The organism is Vibrio sp. 1F279, assembly GCF_041439815.1.
In the GTDB taxonomy this organism is placed as follows: domain Bacteria; phylum Pseudomonadota; class Gammaproteobacteria; order Enterobacterales; family Vibrionaceae; genus Vibrio; species Vibrio tasmaniensis_A.
Window position 1 is genome coordinate 1 of record NZ_JBGOOU010000054.1, and the last position, 20,792, is coordinate 20,792.

Genomic DNA, 20,792 nt, shown 5'->3' on the forward strand with positions numbered 1-20,792 from the left:
AGCAGATCAGATCGTAGGTTCTGGATTTAGTTCCATTGAATTACGCAACAAAGCCCTTTACCTATACCAATATCATCCCTTCTTAACCAATCCAGTGCACCGAAATAACTGGCCAGTGATTTTTGGGATTTATTTAGGTTCGGGCTTACCTTTATTTTTTTCAGCTCCCTTAAAAACTGGTAGTCATCTGCACTAATTTCATCACGGAAAACTGCAGAATCAATCGCATAGTTCAGGACTCCAATTAATCTGCGTAAAGGACTACTACCGCCATGATTATTCAACGCCTCCATACGGTCAGCTTCATAAGCCTTTAAAATTTTATAACGACTTTCAATGACATGTACATTCAGCCATTCTATAAAAGAGCGTGCCGCATGAGCAAAAAATCTTTTTGCATAAATTGAGGCCTCTTTATCAAAAAATACATAGTTATAAGAGGCAATCATAGCCTTATATAACAATACTTTATCTGGGTGAGACCAGTCCGTCATGGTTAGAGTATACTGAGAGTTACTACCTTGAATTTTAGGTACAAAAAGTGACGTTGAACAAAACGACTGTTCAAGTAAAGCGACAGACTTATTTTGCTTTAAGTCAACTGAAAGTAGCACCTCGATTTCAGAGCTGGTCAAAAGTTGCCCACTAATCCCCGATTCATCACTACGTTGCATTAGCTACCTCCCTCGACAATCCTTCTCTCTCCCCACAAGCATGAATGTAGATTTTTGTTGTGTTGTTGGAATGCTTACCGCCCACCTTGTGACCAAGGCGACGAGCTGTTTCTAGGTAAACCCTTGATTCAGTAGTGATTGACTCGTAATTCTTTTTGGCCGCAACACATAAGTCGTGAAATATATCTGTGCCAAAAGAGTGCCTTAAATGATGGTAAACATTAGCCTCATCTAAAGTTTGATAACCTGAATAAGCCTCTTGGTTTTCACTCATCACCCTTCGTAACGCCTTAAGGGTCTTAGAAAAAGTGGCACTTCCGTACCTTTTACTAATCATTTCCCCTTTTGTGTGATTACTTGAATTCGACACAAGTAAATGATTCGACGCTGATTCTGGGCGCTCCGTATTATAGTAGCGCTCCATCAATTGCAGTTGATCGCGAGAAATATAGAGAATTCGTGCGGAACCGTATTTCGCATCAAAAGATGGAAGGTGATATTCAAACTCTTCTTTTTCAGGAGATTCTTTCTGGTGATTAAATAAGCTCAGTAAGCCCTCGCGCATTTTACCATCAGCCTGAAAGTTACCTAGATAAAACCCTTGGTTTTCCGAGGTTCGACAACCTAACTCACCACCATTTCTAAGAACGATTTCCTCTAGTAAACTGTCCGTATGCCTATAGAGCAGCTCCCTTGTCGCCGGAAGAAGGTATTTCACAATGAGATTAGATTTGTTATTTGCTCTAGCTAACGCTCTATATTCAGCAAAAATAAATATCTTTTTATAGTTTGCATCAAAAAAGCAGTTCAGCCAGTTGTAATAGCTACACAAAGAATTGAGAGCCTTATACACAACCACTTCGCTTTTTTGCAGTTTTACAATTAGGTGTTCATTAATGTATTCATTAATGTACTCGGCTGGGAGGGCGGTATGCCAAGCAAGGTTGACTGAAGGGTGATCGTATTCCTCTACCCACTCTAAGAACAGACCAAGTTGTTGACCTCGTTCGTATTGAGCATAATCTCCAATTTCCTCCTCTTTGAATAAGAACTCGCAAGCACCAGTAAGTTCAACACGTTTATTTTCATTAATTACCGAATGGCCTGTCACATGAGTGTATCGACAATAGAGACAAGGTAGAAGAATAGGAACATCTTCATCATAAAGATAAATCCAATGACCGTTATGTAACTTATCGAAAATGCGCTGCATACATTTAGACCCAAATGTTATCGCCCTGAGGTTTAAATGTAGTAGGTATTATTTTACTTACAAGTTGTTCTAAAAGTTAACACCTGCGAGTTTAAAAACAGTCCATATCAACGTGGATTATCTTTCTTACTTTCTCTTCACTCGCACTACACATCTAGGAATAACCCAACCTTACAACTGTATTTATAAACAGTATAATCAATTATTCTCAGATTTAAAATGATCTGGAGCCCAGCTAAATAGCTTTAACTTCATTAGCCACTTACTATTCTGATAGTATTGTTAGAGAGTATTTAACCTATAAGTAGGGATAACTTTTGAGTGATAAAATACTAGTAGTCGAAGATAGTCGTGCATTCAGAAACTACCTGTACCAGCAATTTAAAAATGATGGCTATGAGGTTGCGCTGGCTGAATCAGTGGCTGAAGCTAAAGCTATCTTAGAACAAGATACGGATTTCTTGTGCGCGGTGCTCGATTACTGCTTACCCGATGGTCAAGATGGCGAGATCATTGATTTGGTACTCGGCTATCAACAAAAAATTATAGTCCTAACCGGCATGTTCAACAACACACTTCGAGAACAAGTACTCGCGAAGGGTGTGATTGATTACATCCTCAAAGACAGCATGTCATCAGTCAGTTATTTGCTTCCTTTGGTTAATCGAATCTCAAATAACCGATATCATAAAGCCTTGGTTGTTGATGATTCTGCGGTTGTTCGTCGATATGTAGTGCAACTTCTTGAGCACCAATATATTCAAACGATTCAAGCGGAAGATGGCGAACAAGCACTAGAGCTTCTCCAAAACGACCCCGACATCACTTTCGTCGTTACCGATCATGACATGCCAAACAAAGATGGCATTTCGATGACCCGTGACATTCGAGTACACCATGATCGTAATCAACTCGCTATTCTTGGGCTATCTGGCAGTGACGACCGAACCATGACAGCTCGTTTCCTTAAGGCTGGTGCCAACGACTTCCTTTACAAGCCATTTAACCAAGAAGAGTTTTTCTGCCGTATTCATCAGCTACTCGATATGAAAGAGGCCACCAATGAACTATTTCGTCATGCAAATGAAGATGCTCTGACCGGGCTTTGGAACCGTCGTTATCTATTCAATCAAACATGTAAAGGCTGCGAACATCGCAGCATCGCCATGATGGATATAGACTTCTTTAAAAAGGTGAATGATACCTACGGTCATGATGGTGGCGATGCGGTACTCATTGAAGTCGGAAAGATCATCAAAAATCATTTTAAAGATGATGTCGCCGTTCGTTTCGGCGGTGAAGAGTTCTGCATTCAATCATGCCGACCATTTGAAGAATTTGTCGACACGCTAGAGTCAATGAGGATTGCGATACAAAACCAAGAAGTTATTCATGACTCACAACGGATTAAAGTCAGCATGAGTATCGGGTTAAGCGACTTAGTTGGCAGTTTGGATGAGCAAATAAAAGCCGCGGACGAACTACTTTATACTGCAAAAGAACAAGGTAGGAACCAACTGGTCTTTGCGCGCAATAACATGCAAATCGACCACTAGAAATTCGTTTTTGTTTCCGTTTTTAGCATTCCAAAATAGACAGTTCACTCAAACAAAAAAAGCTCAAGACGATAATCTTGAGCTTCTTATTCTAAGGGCATAGACAACTCTATTCCCCTATGACTGTCACCAATTAAGCGATACGGTCTTTACTCCAAGCCGCTTCTTTTTGTTGACGTTCTGCCAGTTTCTCTTCACGGTATGCTTCACGTGCTTCACGTTTTTTACGCGCATCACAAGGTTCAGGGCAGTTACATACTTTATCAATACCAACAGCACCTAAGCCACCACAGCTACCTTTCACAACTTTCTTTTGGATAATATAGCCAATTGACATCGCTGCGATTACTGCAAGAAAAACACCAAATGTAATCAGAAATGTATTCATAATTATCTCGCTTACCTTATTTACCTAAGTATGGCTTAAATGCTTCTGAAGCAATTTCTTTAAAGCCATCAGCTGTTTTTACCACCATGAACACTGGGATGTTATGTTGGTTTGCGACTTCCAGTCCTTTTTCTTCACCTAAGACCATAAGGCCAGTAGATAAACCGTCTGCAGTCATTGAAGACGGGTTTAAAACAGTCACTGAAACCACTTTGTGATGAAGCGGCTTACCTGTTTCTGGGTTGATGATGTGTGAATAACGAACACCATCACGCTCAAAATAGTTTCGGTAGTCGCCAGACGTTGCGATCGCCATATCACCAGGCTCGATGATCTCTTGAATGTTGCGCTCGTCAACACTTGGCTTCTCGATGGCGATACGCCAACCCACACTTTCACGGTTTAAGCCCTTCAAACGGATTTCACCGCCCACTTCTACCATGTAGTTATGAATGCCAATTGAATCGAGGTAGTCAGCAACGACATCCACGCCCCAACCTTTTGCGATAGTCGAAAGGTCAACATACAAGTTAGGCAAATCTTTGCTTAGCTTATTACCTTCAACGCTTAAGTGATGAATACCAATCTTAGCCTTACGAGCCGCAAGCTCTTCGTCTGATGGAACCACTTCAGGACGTGCTTCTGGACCAAAACCCCACAAGTTAACTAATGGACCAACCGTCACATCCAACGCACCTTCAGTAAGACCGTTCAAACGAATCGCTTCTTTCACAACGATAGCGGTTTGTTCAGATACTTCGAATGCGTCCGCACCTTTGTGTTGGTTGAAACGGCTCAGCTCTGAATCTTCACGGTAAGTCGACATTTGATCATTAACTTCTTCAAGTAGACGATCGATCTCGGTATGAACTTCTTTAGACTCAGGAAATTCATCGCCATTGATGTACTTAATGTTATAACTGGTCCCCATTGTCGGACCACTTAAATGTACTTGCTCTCTTGCCTGCTCACAGCCCGCAAGAAAAATCAAAGAAGTTAATGCAACAAGCCAAATTCTCACTTGCTTACTCCTGTCTAATGTTGAGGATTTATATAAGGAAAAATAAGAATGAAAAATAGGTATTTTAAATGCCTTACTCTTTCTTATATAAGCCAGTTTGTTGTCACGAGTAGTCTTAGAAAAACAAATGGCTGACTCGTAAGAGTCAGCCATAATATCAATCACTTAAATGGATTAACCACCGAAGTCATCTAGTAGGATGTTTTCATCTTCTACACCAAGATCTTTCAGCATGCCGATCACAGCCGCGTTCATCATTGGTGGACCACACATGTAGTACTCACAGTCTTCAGGAGCTTCGTGATCCTTCAGGTAGTTTTCGTACAATACGTTGTGGATGAAACCAGTGTAACCGTCCCAGTTGTCCTCAGGTTGAGGATCAGACAGAGCACAATGCCACACGAAGTTTTCGTTTGCAGCCGCTAGGCCGTCGAAGTCTTCAATGTAGAACATCTCACGCTTAGAACGTGCACCGTACCAGTAAGACATCTTACGAGTAGAGTTAAGACGCTTAAGTTGGTCGAAGATATGTGAACGCATTGGCGCCATACCTGCACCACCACCGATGAATACCATTTCATTGTCTGTGTCTTTAGCAAAGAACTCACCAAATGGACCAGAAATAGTACATTTGTCGCCTTCTTTAAGAGACCAGATGTATGAAGACATCACACCAGGAGCTACGTCAGGGTTGTTTGGCGGCGGAGTTGCGATACGCACGTTAAGCTTGATGATGCCTTTCTCTTCTGGGTATGAAGCCATAGAGTAAGCACGGATCGAATGCTCTTTAACGATAGACTCGTAACGGAACAAGTTGAACTTATCCCAGTCACCACGGTATTCCTCAGGAATATCGTAATCTGCGTATTTCACGTGATGTGGTTCAGCTTCAATCTGAATGTAACCACCCGCGCGGAACGGAACTTCTTCACCTTCAGGGATAGCTAGAGCCAATTCTTTGATGAAAGTAGCTTCGTTATCGTTAGAGATAACAGTACATTCCCACTTCTTCACACCAAAGATGTCTTCGTCTAGTTCAATCTCCATGTCAGTTTTCATAGCAACTTGACATGCAAGACGTTCGCCTTCGCGAGCTTCACCTTTTGTGATGTGATCAAGTTCAGTTGGAAGGATGTCGCCACCACCAGACTTAACCTTTACACGACACTGACCACAAGAGCCACCGCCACCACAAGCAGAAGATACGAAGATACCAGCGCCAGCTAGGGCACCAAGTAGCTTGCTACCAGGCTGAGTAACGATCGCCTTTTCAGGGTCGCCGTTTACAGCAATAGTGATGTCACCTGATGGTACTAGCTTAGACTTAGCGAAAAGAATCACTAGTACTAGAGCCAATACAATAATGGTAAACATCGCTACGCCAAGAATAATGCTTTGCATTTGTTATTCCTTATTACTGGGTGCTTACCCTACAGTTGAACACCAGAGAAAGACATAAAGCCTAACGCCATCAGACCAACAGTAATGAACGTGATACCAAGGCCACGAAGACCTGGAGGTACGTCAGAGTACTTCATCTTCTCACGGATACCCGCAAGAGCAACGATAGCTAACATCCAACCCACACCAGAACCGAAGCCGTAAACAACAGATTCAGCAAAGTTGTAGTCACGCGTTACCATGAAAGATACACCACCAAAGATTGCACAGTTAACTGTGATCAGTGGAAGGAAGATACCTAGTGCGTTGTACAAAGGTGGGAAGAAACGGTCTAAAACCATCTCTAGGATTTGTACAAGTGCCGCGATAACACCGATGAATGCGATGAAGTTAAGGAAACTTAAATCGACACCTTCAACAAGCGCGTTTTCTTTCAGGATGTGTGTGTAAACAAGGTTGTTTACAGGAACAGCAATTGTAAGTACTACAACTACCGCAACACCAAGACCAAAAGAAGTTTTAACTTTCTTAGATACCGCTAGGAACGTACACATACCTAGGAAGAAAGAAAGCGCCATGTTTTCGATGAAAATCGATTTAACTAGCAGACTAATATAATGTTCCATGACTACCTTACCCCTTCGCTTCTACTTGTTCTGGTTTGAACACACGAATTGCCCAAATCAAGAAACCAATTAGGAAGAATGCTGAAGGTGCTAGAAGCATCAAGCCGTTTGGCTGATACCAACCACCGTTGCTCACTAGAGGTAGTACTTCCATACCAAATAGTTTGCCAGAGCCTAGAAGCTCACGGAAGAAACCAACAGTGATAAGAACGAAACCGTAACCAAGACCGTTACCAAGACCGTCGATAAACGATGGGATTGGCGCAGACTTCATTGCGAATGCTTCAGCACGACCCATTACAATACAGTTAGTAATGATTAGGCCAACGAATACAGATAGCTGCTTAGAGATATCGTATAGGTATGCTTTAAGCACTTGGTCTACCACGATTACTAATGATGCGATAATTGCCATCTGAACGATGATACGCACACTGTTAGGAATGTGGTTACGGATTAAAGAAACGAAGAAGTTAGACAGAGCAGTAACGAACATTACCGCGATAGTCATAACAAATGCTGTTTCTAGCTTAGTGGTTACCGCAAGAGCAGAACACACACCAAGAACCTGTAGCGCGATTGGGTTGTTATCCAACACAGGCGCTAAGATGCTCTTTTTAATTTCTTTTGCACTAGACATTAGTTCAGACCTCCGTCACGAACTTTTGCTAGGAACGGACCAAAGCCCATATCACCTAACCAGAAGTCAAATGTATGTTGAACACCAACGCTAGTCAGTGTTGCACCAGAAAGGCCATCTACACCGTGCTCAGAACCTTGAGGAGCGCCACCTTTAACAACCTGAATAGCAGGTTTGTGGTTTTCGTCGAATAATTTCTTACCAACGAATTGAGCGCGCCAAGTTGGGTTCTCAACTTCACCACCAAGTCCAGGAGTTTCACCTTGCTCGTAGTAAGTGATACCAGAAACTGTGTTGCCATCAGTTTCTACCGCAACGAATGCGTACATCATTGACCATAGGCCGTTACCGTGAACAGGGATGATAACTTTAGAAGTTTCAGCGCCATCTTTCACTAGGTATACAGTACCTGTGTTAGCACGACGAATGATCTTAGCGATGTCTTCTTCAGCTGAAAGCTTGATTGACTGAGCTGGATCTTTTGCCGCTTTACGTTGGTCGTATGCAGCAGCATCGCCGTCAACGAAATCGCCAGTAGCGAAATCAACTAGACGAGGTTCGATGTTCTCTGCGTAGAGTGCTGGGATATCACCTGCAAGCTCAATACCCGCAACTTCAAGGATCTTAGTTTGCTGATCCAGAACTGCGTTAGCTTGCTGCTTAGGTTTAAGAACAACTGCAGCTGTTGAAACGATGATTGAGCACACTAGGCTCAATGCGATAACAACAAACAGCGTCTTTTTAATGCTATCGTTATTACTTGCCATAGCGCGCTAGTCTCCGCTTAATGTTCTTCTCGATTACAACGTGGTCAAACAGAGGAGCAAATAGGTTTGCGAATAGAATCGCAAGCATCATGCCTTCTGGGTATGCAGGGTTAACTACACGAATCATTACACACATTGCGCCGATTAGGATGCCGTACCACCACTTACCTTTATTGGTAAATGAAGCTGATACTGGGTCTGTCGCCATGAAGAACATACCGAATGCGAAGCCACCTAGAACTAGGTGCCAATGCCAAGGCATGCTGAACATTGCGTTAGTATCAGAACCGATCACGTTGAACAACGTAGACACAGCAATCATACCGATCATTACACCGGCAATGATACGCCATGAAGCGATACGCATGTAAACGATCATCGCAGCACCAATCATAAGTGCTAGAGTCGATACTTCACCGATAGAACCTGGGATGTTACCAATGAATGCGTCCATCCAAGTGATTGCTTCACCTGATGTTACGTTCATTAGTGCACTACCGCCGCCTTGAGCCCACTGGCTAAGAGCAGTTGCACCAGAGAAACCATCTGCAGCAGTCCAAACTACGTCACCTGAAATCTGTGCAGGGTATGCAAAGAATAGGAACGCACGGCCAGCAAGTGCAGGGTTCAGGAAGTTACGACCCGTACCACCGAAGATCTCTTTCGCTACAACAACACCGAAGGTAATACCTAGTGCTGCTTGCCATAGAGGAAGTGTTGGCGGAACGATAAGCGCGAATAAGATAGAAGTAACAAAGAAACCTTCGTTTACTTCGTGCTTACGCACCATACAGAACAGAACTTCCCAGAAACCACCTACGATGAATACCGTTGCGTAGATAGGTAGGAAGTATGTCGCACCAAGTAGCATCTTGCTGCCAACACCAGCATCGGACCCTAAGGAGGCTCCAAGCATTTCGGTTAGCCAGTAGTGCCAGTTACCACTGATAACAGATGCTAGTTCAGCGCCTGCGTACATATGGTTAAGTGCAGCGATAGCTTGGCCACCCGCGTTGTACATACCCCAGAACATTGCTGGGAATACCGCGAACCAAACCATGATCATGATACGTTTTAAATCAACACTATCACGAACGTGTGAGCTTTTCTTTGTGATAAGACCTGGCGTGTAAAACACTGTCGCTGCTGCTTCGTAAAGCGCAAACCACTTCTCGTGTTTACCACCTGGCTCAAAATGATGCTCGATGTCTTCAAGAAACTTTTTAAGGCCCATGAAAATTACCCTTCCTTCTCAATCGTATCTAGGCATTCACGAAGTAGTTGACCGTACTCGTACTTACCTGGACATACAAAGGTACACAATGCTACATCTTCTTCGTCTAGTTCTAGCGCACCAAGTGCTTGAGCACTATCAATGTCGCCTGCACATAGATCACGAAGCAGCAATGTAGGTTCCATATCTAGAGGCATTACGCGCTCGTAGTTACCAATTGGAACCATTGAGCGGTCACTACCGTTTGTCGTCGTTGTCATGTTGAACAACTGACCTTTAAACAGGTGACCAAGGAATGAACGAGTAACAGAGAACTTGTTCTTACCAGGCATAGCCCAGCCGAATAGCTCTTTATCACGACCTTCACGTAGAACAGAAACTTGCTGATGGTAACGACCAAGGAAAGCATGTGGACCTGTTGCTTCAGTACCCGTAAGTACAGAACCAGAAATCACACGAACTTCGCCTGGCATTAACTCGCTGTCTGTCAACTCTTCAAGGCTAGCACCAATTTGAGTACGAACTAGACGTGGGTTATTCACCACTGGACCAGCCAGAGAAACAACACGCTCAGAGTAAATCTCACCAGTAAGGAAAAGCTTACCGAATGCGATAACATCTTGGTAGTTAATGCTCCACGCTACATTTTGTGCATTTACCGGATATAGGTAATGCATATGCGTGCCTGCAAGACCTGCAGGGTGTGGGCCATCAAAAACATGTTCTTCAACGTTAGACTGAGCTGAACGAGGTAAGCTAGTACCTTTTTTACAAACGTACACTTTACCGTTAGTCAGAGTTGAAAGAAGATCTAAACCAGCAACGAAAGCATCAGACTGCTCGTTAATGATTAATTCTGGCTCAGCTGCTAGCGGATTAGTATCCATAGCAGTAACGAAAATAGCCTGAGTTTCAGAATCAACTGCTGGAACCTTGCTGAACGGACGAGTTCGCAAAGCGGTCCATGCGCCAGACTCAACTAACTGAGTTTTAACCGTTTCACGGTCAAGACTTACTAGTTGGTTAGCTTCATAGCTATTGAACGTGATTTGCTCATTGCCTGCTACTTCAATCACTACTGATTGAAGAACACGCTTAGCACCACGGTTCACTTCAATAACTTTACCGCTTGCTGGAGAAGTAAATACAACACCTGGGTTCTTTTTATCTGCAAAAAGAACTTGGCCTTTCTTCACTTCATCACCAACGCGAGCATGCATCGTAGGACGCATACCAACGTACTCTTCGCCAAGCAAGGCGACTTTAGTGATGGACTTACCATCATTAATCACCTGGGATGGAGTTCCTGCGATAGGAAGATCCAAACCCTTCTTTATTGTAATCATACGCACTTGCACTACTTTATCGGGAAAAAGATTCTTTTAATTGCGTAAATTCGGGACGTTTTAAAATCGCCCTTAGACACGACATTACAGTGTCCGGTTTTGGTAAATTCGAGATACCAAAATCGCAACATTACATTAATAAACCCATCACAAAGATTATGTGAGATTTATCAGGTGCCGTATTCTAGCATTTTTTGACAACTTGATGCCATGACCAATAACTTGAATACGGCCTTAATTTGGTGAGATTTGAAGCATATGGACTCTCAAATATGTATAAATTTGACGAGCCGCACAGATAAAATGGCTTTTGAATCGTGTTTTAAACAAGAGATTAATACTCTGTCACAAACTAATATTTTACGAGTTATGTTGAAACACTGTTAATAAAAACATTACTCATTGTAGGTATTTAAAGACGCCTAATTTGACATCAATTTGAGTGATATAAACCCTAAAAACACATCAGCCTGGTGATAAAAAAGGCAGCATCGCCACCTCTTCTATCAGTTAGTTTTATTACTTACCACCGCCCATACACATAGGGCTGTCTGGCACGTTATCGAGTTGCTTCATCCATTCATCTTTTGTATAAGTGTGAATAGATAGTGCGTGAATATTATTCGCTAGCTCTTCTGAAAGTGCTTTATTTACCGCTCGATGACGACCAATAAGGCGCAAGCCTTCAAACGCATCGCTGACAACAATCACTTTAAAATGACTCTCAGAACCAGCCGGAACATTGTGCATGTAGCTCTCATTGACCACGTTTAAATGACTTGGTGAAAACTCATTGTGCAATTTTGTTTCGATAACTTCTTGGATCATTATGATTCCTTAATAACGTATTGGCATTATCTGTGGGGGAAGTATAAACCCTAACTGGTCGACTGTCTGAGTATTTCATAACGAACGACTTAGGTTTGGTTGAGTTTTTTCTATCTTGTTCAGGCTGCATTTGAGACAATATCTTTGTTATTTCTTACATAAGTATCTCAAGCTATGAAAACCGAACTTACTCTTCTCGATAGAACTTTGACCTTACATCGTTTCCCCAACCGTTCAAATGAAACCCTTCAAGCTTGGGATGCGGGCGACGAATACATTATTAGTCACGTTGAAGAGATGAATCTTGAACCTGGCAAACACATCCTGATCATGAACGATAGCTTTGGTGCCCTGTCGGCATGGTTCTCTAAAGATCATGATGTCACCATGATGAGCGACTCGTTTATCTCTCATCGCGGTGCGCTAAAAAACTTGCAGCGCAATCAAAGTAACCGTGTGAACTTCCTGAATACGATGGATGATACCCCACACGGTATCGACCTTGTGATCATGCAACTACCGAAAACAAACCGTCACCTAATATGGCAATTGAGCCAACTACGCCAAGCGTTGCCAGAAGGCTGCCAAGTCATCGGTGTAAACAAAGTAAAAGATATCCACACATCTACACTTAATATTTTCGAAAAATACCTAGGCGAAACCAAAACTTCTCTAGCGAAGAAGAAACATCGCTTGGTTATCTCTTCACCAAATTGTCAGCCGATTCAAACGGTCGAGCCTTTTGTTGAATGGGATGTAGACGGTGAAGATATTCGCCTGAAAAATTTACCGAACGTTTACTCAGGCGAGGCACTCGATCAAGGCGCTCGCTATATGCTAGAGCACATCCCTCAAGATCCTGAACTGCGTCATATTATCGACCTAGGTTGTGGCAACGGTGTATTGAGTGTAAAAGCTGGGCAATTAAACCCACAAGCGCGTATCACCTGTGTTGATGAAAGCTTTATGGCAGTGGAATCAGCGCGCCAAAATATTAAGGATAACCTTGGCGAAGAAGGTAATTTCCAGTTCATCGCCAATAACTGTTTAGATGGTTTTAAGAAAAACAGCACTTACTTAGTTATGTGTAACCCTCCGTTCCACCAACAACAAGCGATTACAGATCACATTGCATGGCAAATGTTCTGTGATGCAAAGCATGTTCTTAGCAACGGAGGCAAATTAATTGTTATTGGTAACCGACACCTCGGATACGATGTCAAACTAGCAAGACTATTTGGTGAAGCAAACGTTGAAACGCTTGAACTAAACCAGAAATTTGAGATATTACAAGCAACAAGAGAACCTGCGAATTTTAATAAATAAGCAGAAACGACGTCACAAGAATTTAAGATACCGAGCTCCTGGTGTGAATTTAGAAAGGATAAAGGAATGAAAAAACTGATTTTGGCTGCTTCTATTTTGGCTTTGACAGCATGTTCAGCCCCTCAGCAAGAACAGATCAACGTAATGCCAGAAGCTTCACTAAGCTCAAGCAACCTTGTACAAGGCAAAACATACACACTAACCAGTAAAGATGTTCGTGCCGCTCAATATGTTGCATTGGTTGATAGTGGCCGTTCAAACATTCAGCCAATTCACGCTAAGCAAAACATGCGTATTTCTCTAGAAAACGCTATTGCTCAACAATTGGAGTCTCAAGGTTTTCGTGCAAGCGTTAACAGTGAAAACTCAATTGTTTTAGAGATTCAAGAAGCGCTTGTTACCGTCAAGCACACCATCATGGAAAACCAAATGGATGGTAAAGTAACTCTTGAAGTAACCGCTGAAACGCCTGAAGGCAAGCTAGTTAAGACATTCAATGGTACAGCAACTCGCACAGGTGCATTAAGTGCATCAAATGACGATATCGCAATGGTACTAAACGATGTTATCGACTTAGTTCTTAAAGAGATTGCCAATGACCAAGAGCTGCAAACTTACATGAAGGAACGTTTCTAATGGGGCGCATTCTATCTTCTATCGCATTGATGCTGGTGAGCGTGAGCGTTTGGGCTGGTCCTAAAGTGAACGTAGAAACAACATTAGGCGGCTTCACTATCGAGCTAAACCAAGAGCAAGCACCGGTTAGTGTTGATAACTTTCTGAAATATGTTGCTGACGGTAGCTACGAAGGCACTCAGTTTCACCGTGTGATCCCGGGCTTTATGGCTCAGGGTGGTGGCTTCGATCAAGATATGAAGCAATTAGCAACTTATGCGCCTATCAAAAATGAAGGCAGCAATGGCCTGAAGAATGATACTGCAACGATCGCAATGGCTCGCACCAATGCACCAGATTCTGCAACTCGCCAGTTCTTCATTAACTTTGCAGACAACGATTTCTTAAACGCGAAAGGCGGTAATCCTGGTTACGCTGTGTTTGGTAAAGTAACCGATGGTTTTGACGTTGTTCAGAAGATGGCAACAATTCCAACCAAGCGAATGGGCCGCATGTCAGACATTCCTGTCGACCCAATCGTCATCACTAAAGTGACCCTTCTTAAGTAATCCAATGTAACGCCCTTATTCTTAAGGGCGTTTTCTATACAAGGACGCCCCATGTCATCAGGCACCCCCTCTCTTTCTTGGATGCAAACTTTCCGCAGCTACTTAGACAAACGTCTACTTTGGGTGTTTATGCTCGGTTGTTCGAGTGGCTTCCCATGGGTTCTGATTGGATCCAACATGTCTGGTTGGCTAAAAGATGCCGGTTTAACTCGTGCTGCGATCGGTTATTTCGGCAGTGTGTTTGCTGTCTATGCTATTAACTTTTTATGGGCACCGTTGGTAGACCGAGTCAAACTGCCAGTTTTACACGCGATATTAGGCCAACGACGCAGTTGGATATTCTTGTGCCAAAGCTTGGTATTGATCTGTACCCTGTTCATTGCTGGAGTAAACCCAGCCAATGACTTGATGTTCACCTCTATGCTTGCTCTCGGAATAGCTATCGCCTCAGCAACTCAAGATGTCGCAATAGATGCCTTCCGTATTGATTCATTTCCAAAATCGGAAGCATCAAAGTTGCCACAAGCATCCGCAATGGCCGTGATGGGATGGTGGACTGGCTATTCTCTTCCAGGTTATCTTGCTTTTATCAATGCTGACTCAATCGGTTGGAATGGTGTGTATTACGGTATGGCTGGTGTGGTTGTCGTGTTAATGCTGTTTACTCTTTTTGTCGGAGAACCCAATACACAACGTGAAGCATTACAAGAGCAAGCACAACAACGTCACAACAGAGTTGTGGGTTCAAAAATCGTCGCTTGGTTCAGCGTTACAGTGCTAGAACCGTTTTATGATTTCTTCAAACGAAACGGAGTTCAAGTTGCCATCACCCTTCTACTGTTTGTGTTCCTATTTAAGATAGGTGAAGCCTTCTTGGGTAGAATGTCTATCACCTTCTATAAAGAGATAGGCTTTAGCAATGAACAGATTGGCCACTATTCTAAGTTAATCGGTTGGGGCGCGACGATATTCTTCACCTTGCTCGGCAGTATCTTCAATGTGAAATTCGGTATTGTACGCGGACTAATGATTGGTGGCATCGCAATGGCAGCCAGCAACCTAATGTTTGCGTGGATCGCTCAGGCAGGCCCTAGTGAAACTCTGTTCTTGGCAACTATCATTGTCGATAACTTCACAACCGCCTTTTCGACGGTAGCATTTGTCTCTTTCTTAACCTTACTGACTGGTCAAGCTTTCTCAGCGACGCAATATGCCTTATTAGCATCCTTAGGCAATTTCGGTAGAACAACACTGGCTTCATTCAGTGGCGAGCTCGTCGATTACCTAAATGATTGGTCAACCTTCTTTATACTGACGTCATTAATGGTGATTCCGAGTTTGATCATGCTCTATTCGCTACGCCACTTTTTCACTGATTTATTAGAAAAAGCGAAAAACAACCACGAATAAAAGAAAAAGAAAGCAAAAGAGAAGAGGGGAGCATTGAGCTACCCTCTTCTATTTTCTATTTGCAGACGCTTAACGGATTAATCTGTGGTTTCACTTACTATTAAGTTAAATCCCGTTCCCATCGAATCATCAATCGCCACTACTTGATACACAACACCGTTAACTAAGGTCGCAGGCGCGGAGTCAATAGCAACAGTAGATGGATCGCCAGCCACCGTAATCGTCACATAGTAAGTTCCCGCAGCTACATAAATACCATTCGCGAAATCTTTGAATTTCACATTACTCAACGCAGGAGTACTTCCAGAAATTCCCACGTTCTCGGTTAAATAAATATCAACCGAAGCTGCAATTGGATTAGCTGCAGCATGAGTAATGTTCAATACTGCACTGGTTGCAACAGAGCGTCGATTTTCTGGAACAACTAGCGCTTCCAAATTGAGAGGACTTACCGTCCCCACGGCATAGATGCTGTAATCCATTCCGGCAAACACCGCTAAACCGTCAACATCAATGAATGTTGGAGAGGTGGTTGCTGTTTCATAAATATCGATATCGTAACTGCCTGCTGCCAAATCTAAGAAGCCACGAACTTCTTTAAACATTAGAGCATCAAGAGGAGCAAACTTAGCCGAGTTTACAAACACATCCACAGAGGGTGCACCATCAACTAAATGCCCTACTCTCACTTCTGCAGATTCTGCCATGTCGTAAATTATAGATGAACTTTTGCCATCCATTACCATCAGCTTCACCGGAGACGTACTGGTTGAATCCGCTCTTGGCACGGCTGCAATGGTCAGCTCGCTACCAGCAGGGAGAGTGATCTCTCCTGAATCAAACGCGATAGCACTTCCACTCACGGTTTCTAATCTCACTCGATATTGTCCTGCAGGTATGTTTAGCACATCAGTGAACCCTTTGTATCCCAAAGTTCCAATCGGTGCGCCTAGAGGATCATTCGGTGCTGTAACGTATAGATTCACATCACCAACTCCAGTTGCCGCGTGAACAACTTGCACATCCAAACTCGAACTCGTCGCCGTTCCAGCTGCAGGTCGTGTCACAACGAGAGCCTCAATTGGGTTGTTGGAACCGTCAGCATCACCGACCACCATCACCGTGTAATCTAAATCACCGCTTAAATCGAACTGGCTTGGCGGAATCACTGTCGCCACACCATCTCCAGGGAGTTGAACATCGACCTGTAGAGTTGTCTGCCCTTGGTTTACCGAGGCGTAACCCGACGCCTGAGCATAATCAACCCCAGTCCAACGAGCCTGACTATTAACTAACACATTAGCTAGTGGAGCATCTGGCGATGCGTGAACAGCTTGCAGCTGGGTTGTTGGTTGATCGTCATCATTACACCCTACAATGAATAGGGCTGACATCGCTACAGCGAGTATAGGTGAATATTTCATTGGTCTTCTCTCCAAAAAGTTCGACCAGTTCGTCACACAGAAGATAAGCTCAGGAGCAGATCTTTAAATGTTGCCTCAAAATTGGTGCAATGAACGGTCTCAATATTGTCAGCGATGAAAAAACAAACAGATTTAAATGTCAGGCTAGTCATCACATGAATTGTTCATCAATTGATTCCAACACCATTACGAAGTTGGTCAAAAATAGATCAAAGACAGGATGGAGGGCGATTTGATTAAGTCACTTTTCAGCACGAAAAGCCTTGGAAAGGAATACTGTTGATTTTGATATGCATGTCACGATTTTTGGTAGAATCGTTTGCTTAGAGCGGTATTTCACCAATTTATACACAAAATAATCGAATTTCACAAAATCAATAGAAGTGGGGATTCATCAAGATGCATAGCAGCATTAAAGTTCCATCATTTAGATCGTTAGTGTGATCGCGCTCACCATAATAATCATAGTTTTCACTCTGTCTCACTTTTATTTGAGAACAAAATCGCTATTATGCTCGGCATTCGGACATATAAACACGCACGGATTAGCGGGTTACTTATTTCAAACATAGAGAGTTCCATTATGCGTAAATCACTTTTAACTCTTGGCCTACTTGCAGCAGCTTCTGCTCCAGTAATGGCGGCTGATTATTCTGACGGCGATACTCACAAGAATGATTACAACTGGATGCAGTTTAATATCATGCACACTATCGATGAGAAGCCTCAAGACAAAGATCATACTTATCTTGAAATGGAGTTTGGTGGACGCTCTGGTATCTTCGATCTTTACGGTTACATTGATGTATTCAACCTAACTAACGATAGCGGCAGCGATAAAGCAAATGACGATCAACTGTTTGTTAAATTTGCGCCTCGTATGTCTATCGATGGTCTGACTGGTAAAGATCTTTCTTTTGGTCCAGTACAAGAACTATACGTTGCAAACTACACAACTATCGATGGCAAAGCTGACGGTGGTTACGCAACTAAAACAGGTATCGGTTCAGACGTAATGGTACCTTGGTTTGGTAAAATGCAATTCAACCTTTACGCTACGTACGATCTAAATGCGAAAGACTGGAACGGTTACCAATTTTCTACAAACTGGTTTAAGCCATTCGTAAACTTCGATAACGGTTCATTCATTGCTTACCAAGGTTACATCGATTACGAGTTTGGTCGTGATAGTTCATACAACCAGTCGAGCAACGGCGGAGCTATGTTCAATGGTATTTACTGGCACAATGACCAATTTGCTGTAGGTTACGGTCTTAAATTGTACCAAGATGTATACGGTCTAAGAGATGGTGCTCTACTGGATCCGAATAAACCACAAATTGGTGAATTCTCTACTTCAGGCGTAGGTCACTACTTCGCAGTAACTTACAAGTTCTAATCGAACTTCTAAGAAAGCTTCCTAAATGGCACCCTCGGGTGCCATTTTTTATTGCTTTCATTTAATGCCTCGCTATCCTTGCAGCACCACTTTCTTATCTCGGTATTGCTGTGAACATCACTATTGTTGGCCCAGGGGCTATAGGCTCTTTATGGGCAATAAAACTGCTTCAAGCTGGTCATAATGTGGCTTTATGGAGTCGCTCCACTTATAACTCAATTGACTTATCACTTGATGGACAAGCTTCCCTTTCCTTCAGTAACAACAATATCGAAAAGCTATCAGCGAGTGATTTGATTATTTTCACGGTCAAAGCTTGGCAAGTAGAAGAAGCCACCACTCCGTTACTTCAATATCTAGACTCTGACACCATCCTCATGTTCATGCACAACGGTATGGGAGCGGTCGATAACATTGCTAATCAAATTGACGCTCACCCTGTAGTATTGGCGACCACTACCCAAGCTGCATTTAAACCCAATAGCAACAATGTGTCCCACACAGGAATCGGCCAAACTCAATTGGGTGCTTTTAACCTCAAGGGGCAACAGTGCACTTTTTTGGTTGATGTGTTAGAACACGCCCTACCGAGCGTAAATTGGAATACAGAGATCAAGACAGCACTATGGACCAAACTCGCCATCAACTGCGCCATCAACCCACTAACAGGGCTAGAACAAATCAAAAATGGAGAGCTTGCAGACCAAAGGTTTAACGATATTTTGAGTTCTATAGTTAAAGAACTCACGCAAGTGATGCTGGCGGAAGGCATTACTTGTTCATTCGACGAATTAGAAACAAGCGTCAACAAGGTTATTCAAGCGACAGCAAAGAACAATTCATCAATGAAGCAAGATATGTTTTACCAACGAAAGACAGAGATCGACTTCATTACCGGACACTTGATAAAAACAGCACTTAAGCATCAGATAGAGGTTCCTGTTAACCAAAAGCTGTTTACGCAGGTTAAAGAACGAGAAAATCGCTGGAATCATCAAGATTAGTCAGCAACGATTAACAAGTCGCGATAAAATAACGATACCGCTCAGCATAACGCTAGCAACAATTTCCAAGATTTTAGGTAAGAATAGATGCTTGATATCAATCACATCCGAGAGCAGTTTCCTGCGCTATCACAAACCATCAATCAACAACCGTTGATTTATTTAGACAGCGCAGCAACGACACAAAAACCTCAGGTGGTTATTGATGCCATTAGCCAATACTACTCCAAACAAAATGCCAATGTTCACCGTGGCAGTCACAGCTTAACCGCGAACGCGACCAGTCAATTTGAAGCCGCAAGAGATAAGGTCGCTCAGTTTATTGGCGCGGCTTCTTCAAAAGAGATCATTTGGACTCGCGGTGCAACCGAAGCACTCAACCTGATAGCTCAAACGCACGCAAGAAGTACGCTTCAAGCTGGTGATGAGATTTTGGTTAGCGAAATGGAGCATCACGCCAACATCGTACCTTGGCAAATTGTGGCAGAACAAACCGGAGCGAAAGTCGTAAAAGTACCGATGACGTCAGATTGTGAATTTGATCTTGCTGCCTTTGACGCTCTATTAAATGATCGAACCAAGATTGTTGCTCTGGCTCAGATAACTAATGTGACTGGTTCTCGTCAGCCCATCAAAGAAGTGATCGAGAAAGCACACAAGATGAATGCGATTGTTGTGGTCGATGGAGCGCAAGGTATTGTTCATGAGCCTGTAGATGTGACTGCTTTAGGGGCTGATTTCTACGTGTTCTCTGGGCATAAGCTCTATGCTCCGGCTGGTATTGGGGTGCTTTATGGCAAGCTTGAATTGCTCCAAGCGATGCCCCCTTGGCATGGCGGTGGCAAAATGGTTGAGCGCGTGTCTTTCTCTGGCACTACATTTTCTGAACTGCCGGGGAAGTTTGAAGCGGGCACGCCAAATGTAGCAGGAGCGATAGCATTAAGTACCGCAATAGAATGGTTAAGTGATTTTGCTCAACGAGATGTCGAAAATCATATTCACCAGCTACAGCACGAGACTTATCTTGCACTCAGTAAACTGGATGATATTCAGGTATTGGGTTATCAACCCAACGCAAGTGTGATTACTTTTGTGATGGATGGCGTTCACCACCAAGATATTGCAACCCTGTTGGATCAACAAGGTATCGCAGTACGTGCTGGACACCACTGTGCTCACCCATTAATGGATGCACTTAATGTGAAAGGAACGGTTCGTATTTCATTTGGTATTTATAACAATCTAGATGATGTTGAAAAGCTCGTAGCGGCGATAGAAAAAGCCGTTGATATGCTGTAGCGAGTAGCGAGTAGCGAGTAGCGAGTAGCGAGTAGCGAGTAGCGAGTAGCGA

Annotated in this window: 20 protein-coding genes; 8 read left to right on the top strand and 12 right to left on the bottom strand. The window is 43.1% G+C overall.

What is annotated here, in order from left to right; genetic code table 11:
• Positions 1–26 precede the first annotated feature (26 nt).
• Together ACED60_RS23720 and ACED60_RS23725 are read right to left on the bottom strand one after the other, a co-directional pair.
• Entirely contained in the window at positions 27–674 is a 648-nt protein-coding gene (locus ACED60_RS23720; RefSeq protein ID WP_371728601.1) for a hypothetical protein, read from the bottom strand.
• Positions 664–1,887, bottom strand: coding sequence for a site-specific integrase (locus tag ACED60_RS23725; RefSeq protein WP_371728602.1), 1,224 nt, complete (start codon positions 1,885–1,887; stop codon positions 664–666). Before ACED60_RS23725 ends, ACED60_RS23720 begins: the two co-directional genes overlap by 11 nt.
• A gap of 317 nt (positions 1,888–2,204) precedes the next feature.
• Here ACED60_RS23725 and ACED60_RS23730 point away from each other — a divergent pair, with 317 nt between their 5' ends.
• Positions 2,205–3,443, top strand: a complete 1,239-nt coding sequence (locus tag ACED60_RS23730; protein ID WP_009848379.1) for a response regulator — start codon at positions 2,205–2,207, stop codon at positions 3,441–3,443.
• A gap of 133 nt (positions 3,444–3,576) precedes the next feature.
• Here ACED60_RS23730 and nqrM read toward each other — a convergent pair whose 3' ends face one another.
• The 9 genes from nqrM to bolA all read right to left on the bottom strand — a co-directional run bounded on the left by nqrM (position 3,577) and on the right by bolA (position 11,694).
• A complete protein-coding gene (gene nqrM / locus ACED60_RS23735; protein WP_009848378.1) occupies positions 3,577–3,831 on the bottom strand; it encodes a (Na+)-NQR maturation NqrM in 255 nt (84 codons plus the stop codon).
• A 16-nt stretch (positions 3,832–3,847) separates the two neighbouring features.
• On the bottom strand, positions 3,848–4,852 hold the full coding sequence (locus ACED60_RS23740; RefSeq protein WP_009848377.1) for an FAD:protein FMN transferase: 1,005 nt from the start codon (positions 4,850–4,852) through the stop codon (positions 3,848–3,850).
• 174 nt (positions 4,853–5,026) lie between these two features.
• On the bottom strand, positions 5,027–6,253 hold the full coding sequence (nqrF, locus tag ACED60_RS23745; RefSeq protein WP_009848376.1) for an NADH:ubiquinone reductase (Na(+)-transporting) subunit F: 1,227 nt from the start codon (positions 6,251–6,253) through the stop codon (positions 5,027–5,029).
• 29 nt (positions 6,254–6,282) lie between these two features.
• Positions 6,283–6,879, bottom strand: coding sequence for an NADH:ubiquinone reductase (Na(+)-transporting) subunit E (gene nqrE, locus ACED60_RS23750; protein ID WP_009848375.1), 597 nt, complete (start codon positions 6,877–6,879; stop codon positions 6,283–6,285).
• A 7-nt stretch (positions 6,880–6,886) separates the two neighbouring features.
• A complete protein-coding gene (locus ACED60_RS23755; protein WP_004735210.1) occupies positions 6,887–7,519 on the bottom strand; it encodes an NADH:ubiquinone reductase (Na(+)-transporting) subunit D in 633 nt (210 codons plus the stop codon).
• Complete coding sequence (locus ACED60_RS23760; RefSeq protein ID WP_371695321.1) at positions 7,519–8,286, bottom strand: Na(+)-translocating NADH-quinone reductase subunit C; 768 nt, start codon at positions 8,284–8,286, stop codon at positions 7,519–7,521. The genes ACED60_RS23755 and ACED60_RS23760 overlap by 1 nt, the downstream gene beginning before the upstream one ends.
• A complete protein-coding gene (locus ACED60_RS23765) occupies positions 8,276–9,520 on the bottom strand; it encodes an NADH:ubiquinone reductase (Na(+)-transporting) subunit B (RefSeq protein ID WP_122046917.1) in 1,245 nt (414 codons plus the stop codon). The genes ACED60_RS23760 and ACED60_RS23765 overlap by 11 nt, the downstream gene beginning before the upstream one ends.
• Positions 9,521–9,525: 5 nt before the next feature.
• A complete protein-coding gene (locus tag ACED60_RS23770; protein ID WP_009848371.1) occupies positions 9,526–10,866 on the bottom strand; it encodes a Na(+)-translocating NADH-quinone reductase subunit A in 1,341 nt (446 codons plus the stop codon).
• A 519-nt stretch (positions 10,867–11,385) separates the two neighbouring features.
• Entirely contained in the window at positions 11,386–11,694 is a 309-nt protein-coding gene (gene bolA / locus ACED60_RS23775) for a transcriptional regulator BolA (RefSeq protein WP_009848370.1), read from the bottom strand.
• Between the two features lie 174 nt (positions 11,695–11,868).
• Here bolA and ACED60_RS23780 point away from each other — a divergent pair, with 174 nt between their 5' ends.
• The 4 genes from ACED60_RS23780 (at position 11,869) to ACED60_RS23795 (ending at position 15,614) form a co-directional block, all read left to right on the top strand.
• Entirely contained in the window at positions 11,869–13,020 is a 1,152-nt protein-coding gene (locus tag ACED60_RS23780) for a methyltransferase (protein ID WP_371728603.1), read from the top strand.
• Between the two features lie 66 nt (positions 13,021–13,086).
• Positions 13,087–13,656, top strand: coding sequence for a YajG family lipoprotein (locus ACED60_RS23785; protein ID WP_009848368.1), 570 nt, complete (start codon positions 13,087–13,089; stop codon positions 13,654–13,656).
• The gene (locus tag ACED60_RS23790) at positions 13,656–14,204 is read left to right on the top strand and encodes a peptidylprolyl isomerase (RefSeq protein ID WP_009848367.1); all 549 of its coding nucleotides are present in this window, start codon (positions 13,656–13,658) and stop codon (positions 14,202–14,204) included. Before ACED60_RS23785 ends, ACED60_RS23790 begins: the two co-directional genes overlap by 1 nt.
• Positions 14,205–14,255: 51 nt before the next feature.
• Positions 14,256–15,614: an MFS transporter gene (locus ACED60_RS23795; RefSeq protein ID WP_371728604.1), complete on the top strand. Its 1,359-nt coding sequence runs from the start codon at positions 14,256–14,258 to the stop codon at positions 15,612–15,614.
• A 77-nt stretch (positions 15,615–15,691) separates the two neighbouring features.
• Here the strand turns inward: ACED60_RS23795 and ACED60_RS23800 are convergent, their stop codons facing one another.
• Complete coding sequence (locus ACED60_RS23800; RefSeq protein WP_371728605.1) at positions 15,692–17,038, bottom strand: DUF4397 domain-containing protein; 1,347 nt, start codon at positions 17,036–17,038, stop codon at positions 15,692–15,694.
• A 511-nt stretch (positions 17,039–17,549) separates the two neighbouring features.
• On the opposite strand from ACED60_RS23800, the gene ACED60_RS23805 reads away from it, so the two are divergent.
• From ACED60_RS23805 to csdA, 3 genes are all read left to right on the top strand, one after another.
• Entirely contained in the window at positions 17,550–18,437 is an 888-nt protein-coding gene (locus ACED60_RS23805) for an outer membrane protein OmpK (RefSeq protein WP_135385338.1), read from the top strand.
• A 110-nt stretch (positions 18,438–18,547) separates the two neighbouring features.
• The gene (panE, locus tag ACED60_RS23810) at positions 18,548–19,441 is read left to right on the top strand and encodes a 2-dehydropantoate 2-reductase (RefSeq protein WP_371728606.1); all 894 of its coding nucleotides are present in this window, start codon (positions 18,548–18,550) and stop codon (positions 19,439–19,441) included.
• An 87-nt stretch (positions 19,442–19,528) separates the two neighbouring features.
• Entirely contained in the window at positions 19,529–20,740 is a 1,212-nt protein-coding gene (gene csdA / locus ACED60_RS23815) for a cysteine desulfurase CsdA (protein ID WP_371728607.1), read from the top strand.
• Positions 20,741–20,792: the final 52 nt, after the last annotated feature.

What these genes read in the sequence shown, in the direction of transcription:
- ACED60_RS23720 (WP_371728601.1), bottom strand. Translation starts at nt 674, where the DNA reads ATGCAACGTAGTGATGAATCGGGGATTAGTGGGCAACTTTTGACCAGC.
- ACED60_RS23725 (WP_371728602.1), bottom strand. Translation starts at nt 1,887, where the DNA reads ATGCAGCGCATTTTCGATAAGTTACATAACGGTCATTGGATTTATCTT.
- nqrM (WP_009848378.1), bottom strand. Translation starts at nt 3,831, where the DNA reads ATGAATACATTTCTGATTACATTTGGTGTTTTTCTTGCAGTAATCGCA.
- nqrF (WP_009848376.1), bottom strand. Translation starts at nt 6,253, where the DNA reads ATGCAAAGCATTATTCTTGGCGTAGCGATGTTTACCATTATTGTATTG.
- nqrE (WP_009848375.1), bottom strand. Translation starts at nt 6,879, where the DNA reads ATGGAACATTATATTAGTCTGCTAGTTAAATCGATTTTCATCGAAAAC.
- ACED60_RS23755 (WP_004735210.1), bottom strand. Translation starts at nt 7,519, where the DNA reads ATGTCTAGTGCAAAAGAAATTAAAAAGAGCATCTTAGCGCCTGTGTTG.
- ACED60_RS23760 (WP_371695321.1), bottom strand. Translation starts at nt 8,286, where the DNA reads ATGGCAAGTAATAACGATAGCATTAAAAAGACGCTGTTTGTTGTTATC.
- ACED60_RS23765 (WP_122046917.1), bottom strand. Translation starts at nt 9,520, where the DNA reads ATGGGCCTTAAAAAGTTTCTTGAAGACATCGAGCATCATTTTGAGCCA.
- ACED60_RS23770 (WP_009848371.1), bottom strand. Translation starts at nt 10,866, where the DNA reads ATGATTACAATAAAGAAGGGTTTGGATCTTCCTATCGCAGGAACTCCA.
- bolA (WP_009848370.1), bottom strand. Translation starts at nt 11,694, where the DNA reads ATGATCCAAGAAGTTATCGAAACAAAATTGCACAATGAGTTTTCACCA.
- ACED60_RS23780 (WP_371728603.1), top strand. Translation starts at nt 11,869, where the DNA reads ATGAAAACCGAACTTACTCTTCTCGATAGAACTTTGACCTTACATCGT.
- ACED60_RS23785 (WP_009848368.1), top strand. Translation starts at nt 13,087, where the DNA reads ATGAAAAAACTGATTTTGGCTGCTTCTATTTTGGCTTTGACAGCATGT.
- ACED60_RS23790 (WP_009848367.1), top strand. Translation starts at nt 13,656, where the DNA reads ATGGGGCGCATTCTATCTTCTATCGCATTGATGCTGGTGAGCGTGAGC.
- ACED60_RS23795 (WP_371728604.1), top strand. Translation starts at nt 14,256, where the DNA reads ATGTCATCAGGCACCCCCTCTCTTTCTTGGATGCAAACTTTCCGCAGC.
- ACED60_RS23800 (WP_371728605.1), bottom strand. Translation starts at nt 17,038, where the DNA reads ATGAAATATTCACCTATACTCGCTGTAGCGATGTCAGCCCTATTCATT.
- ACED60_RS23805 (WP_135385338.1), top strand. Translation starts at nt 17,550, where the DNA reads ATGCTCGGCATTCGGACATATAAACACGCACGGATTAGCGGGTTACTT.
- csdA (WP_371728607.1), top strand. Translation starts at nt 19,529, where the DNA reads ATGCTTGATATCAATCACATCCGAGAGCAGTTTCCTGCGCTATCACAA.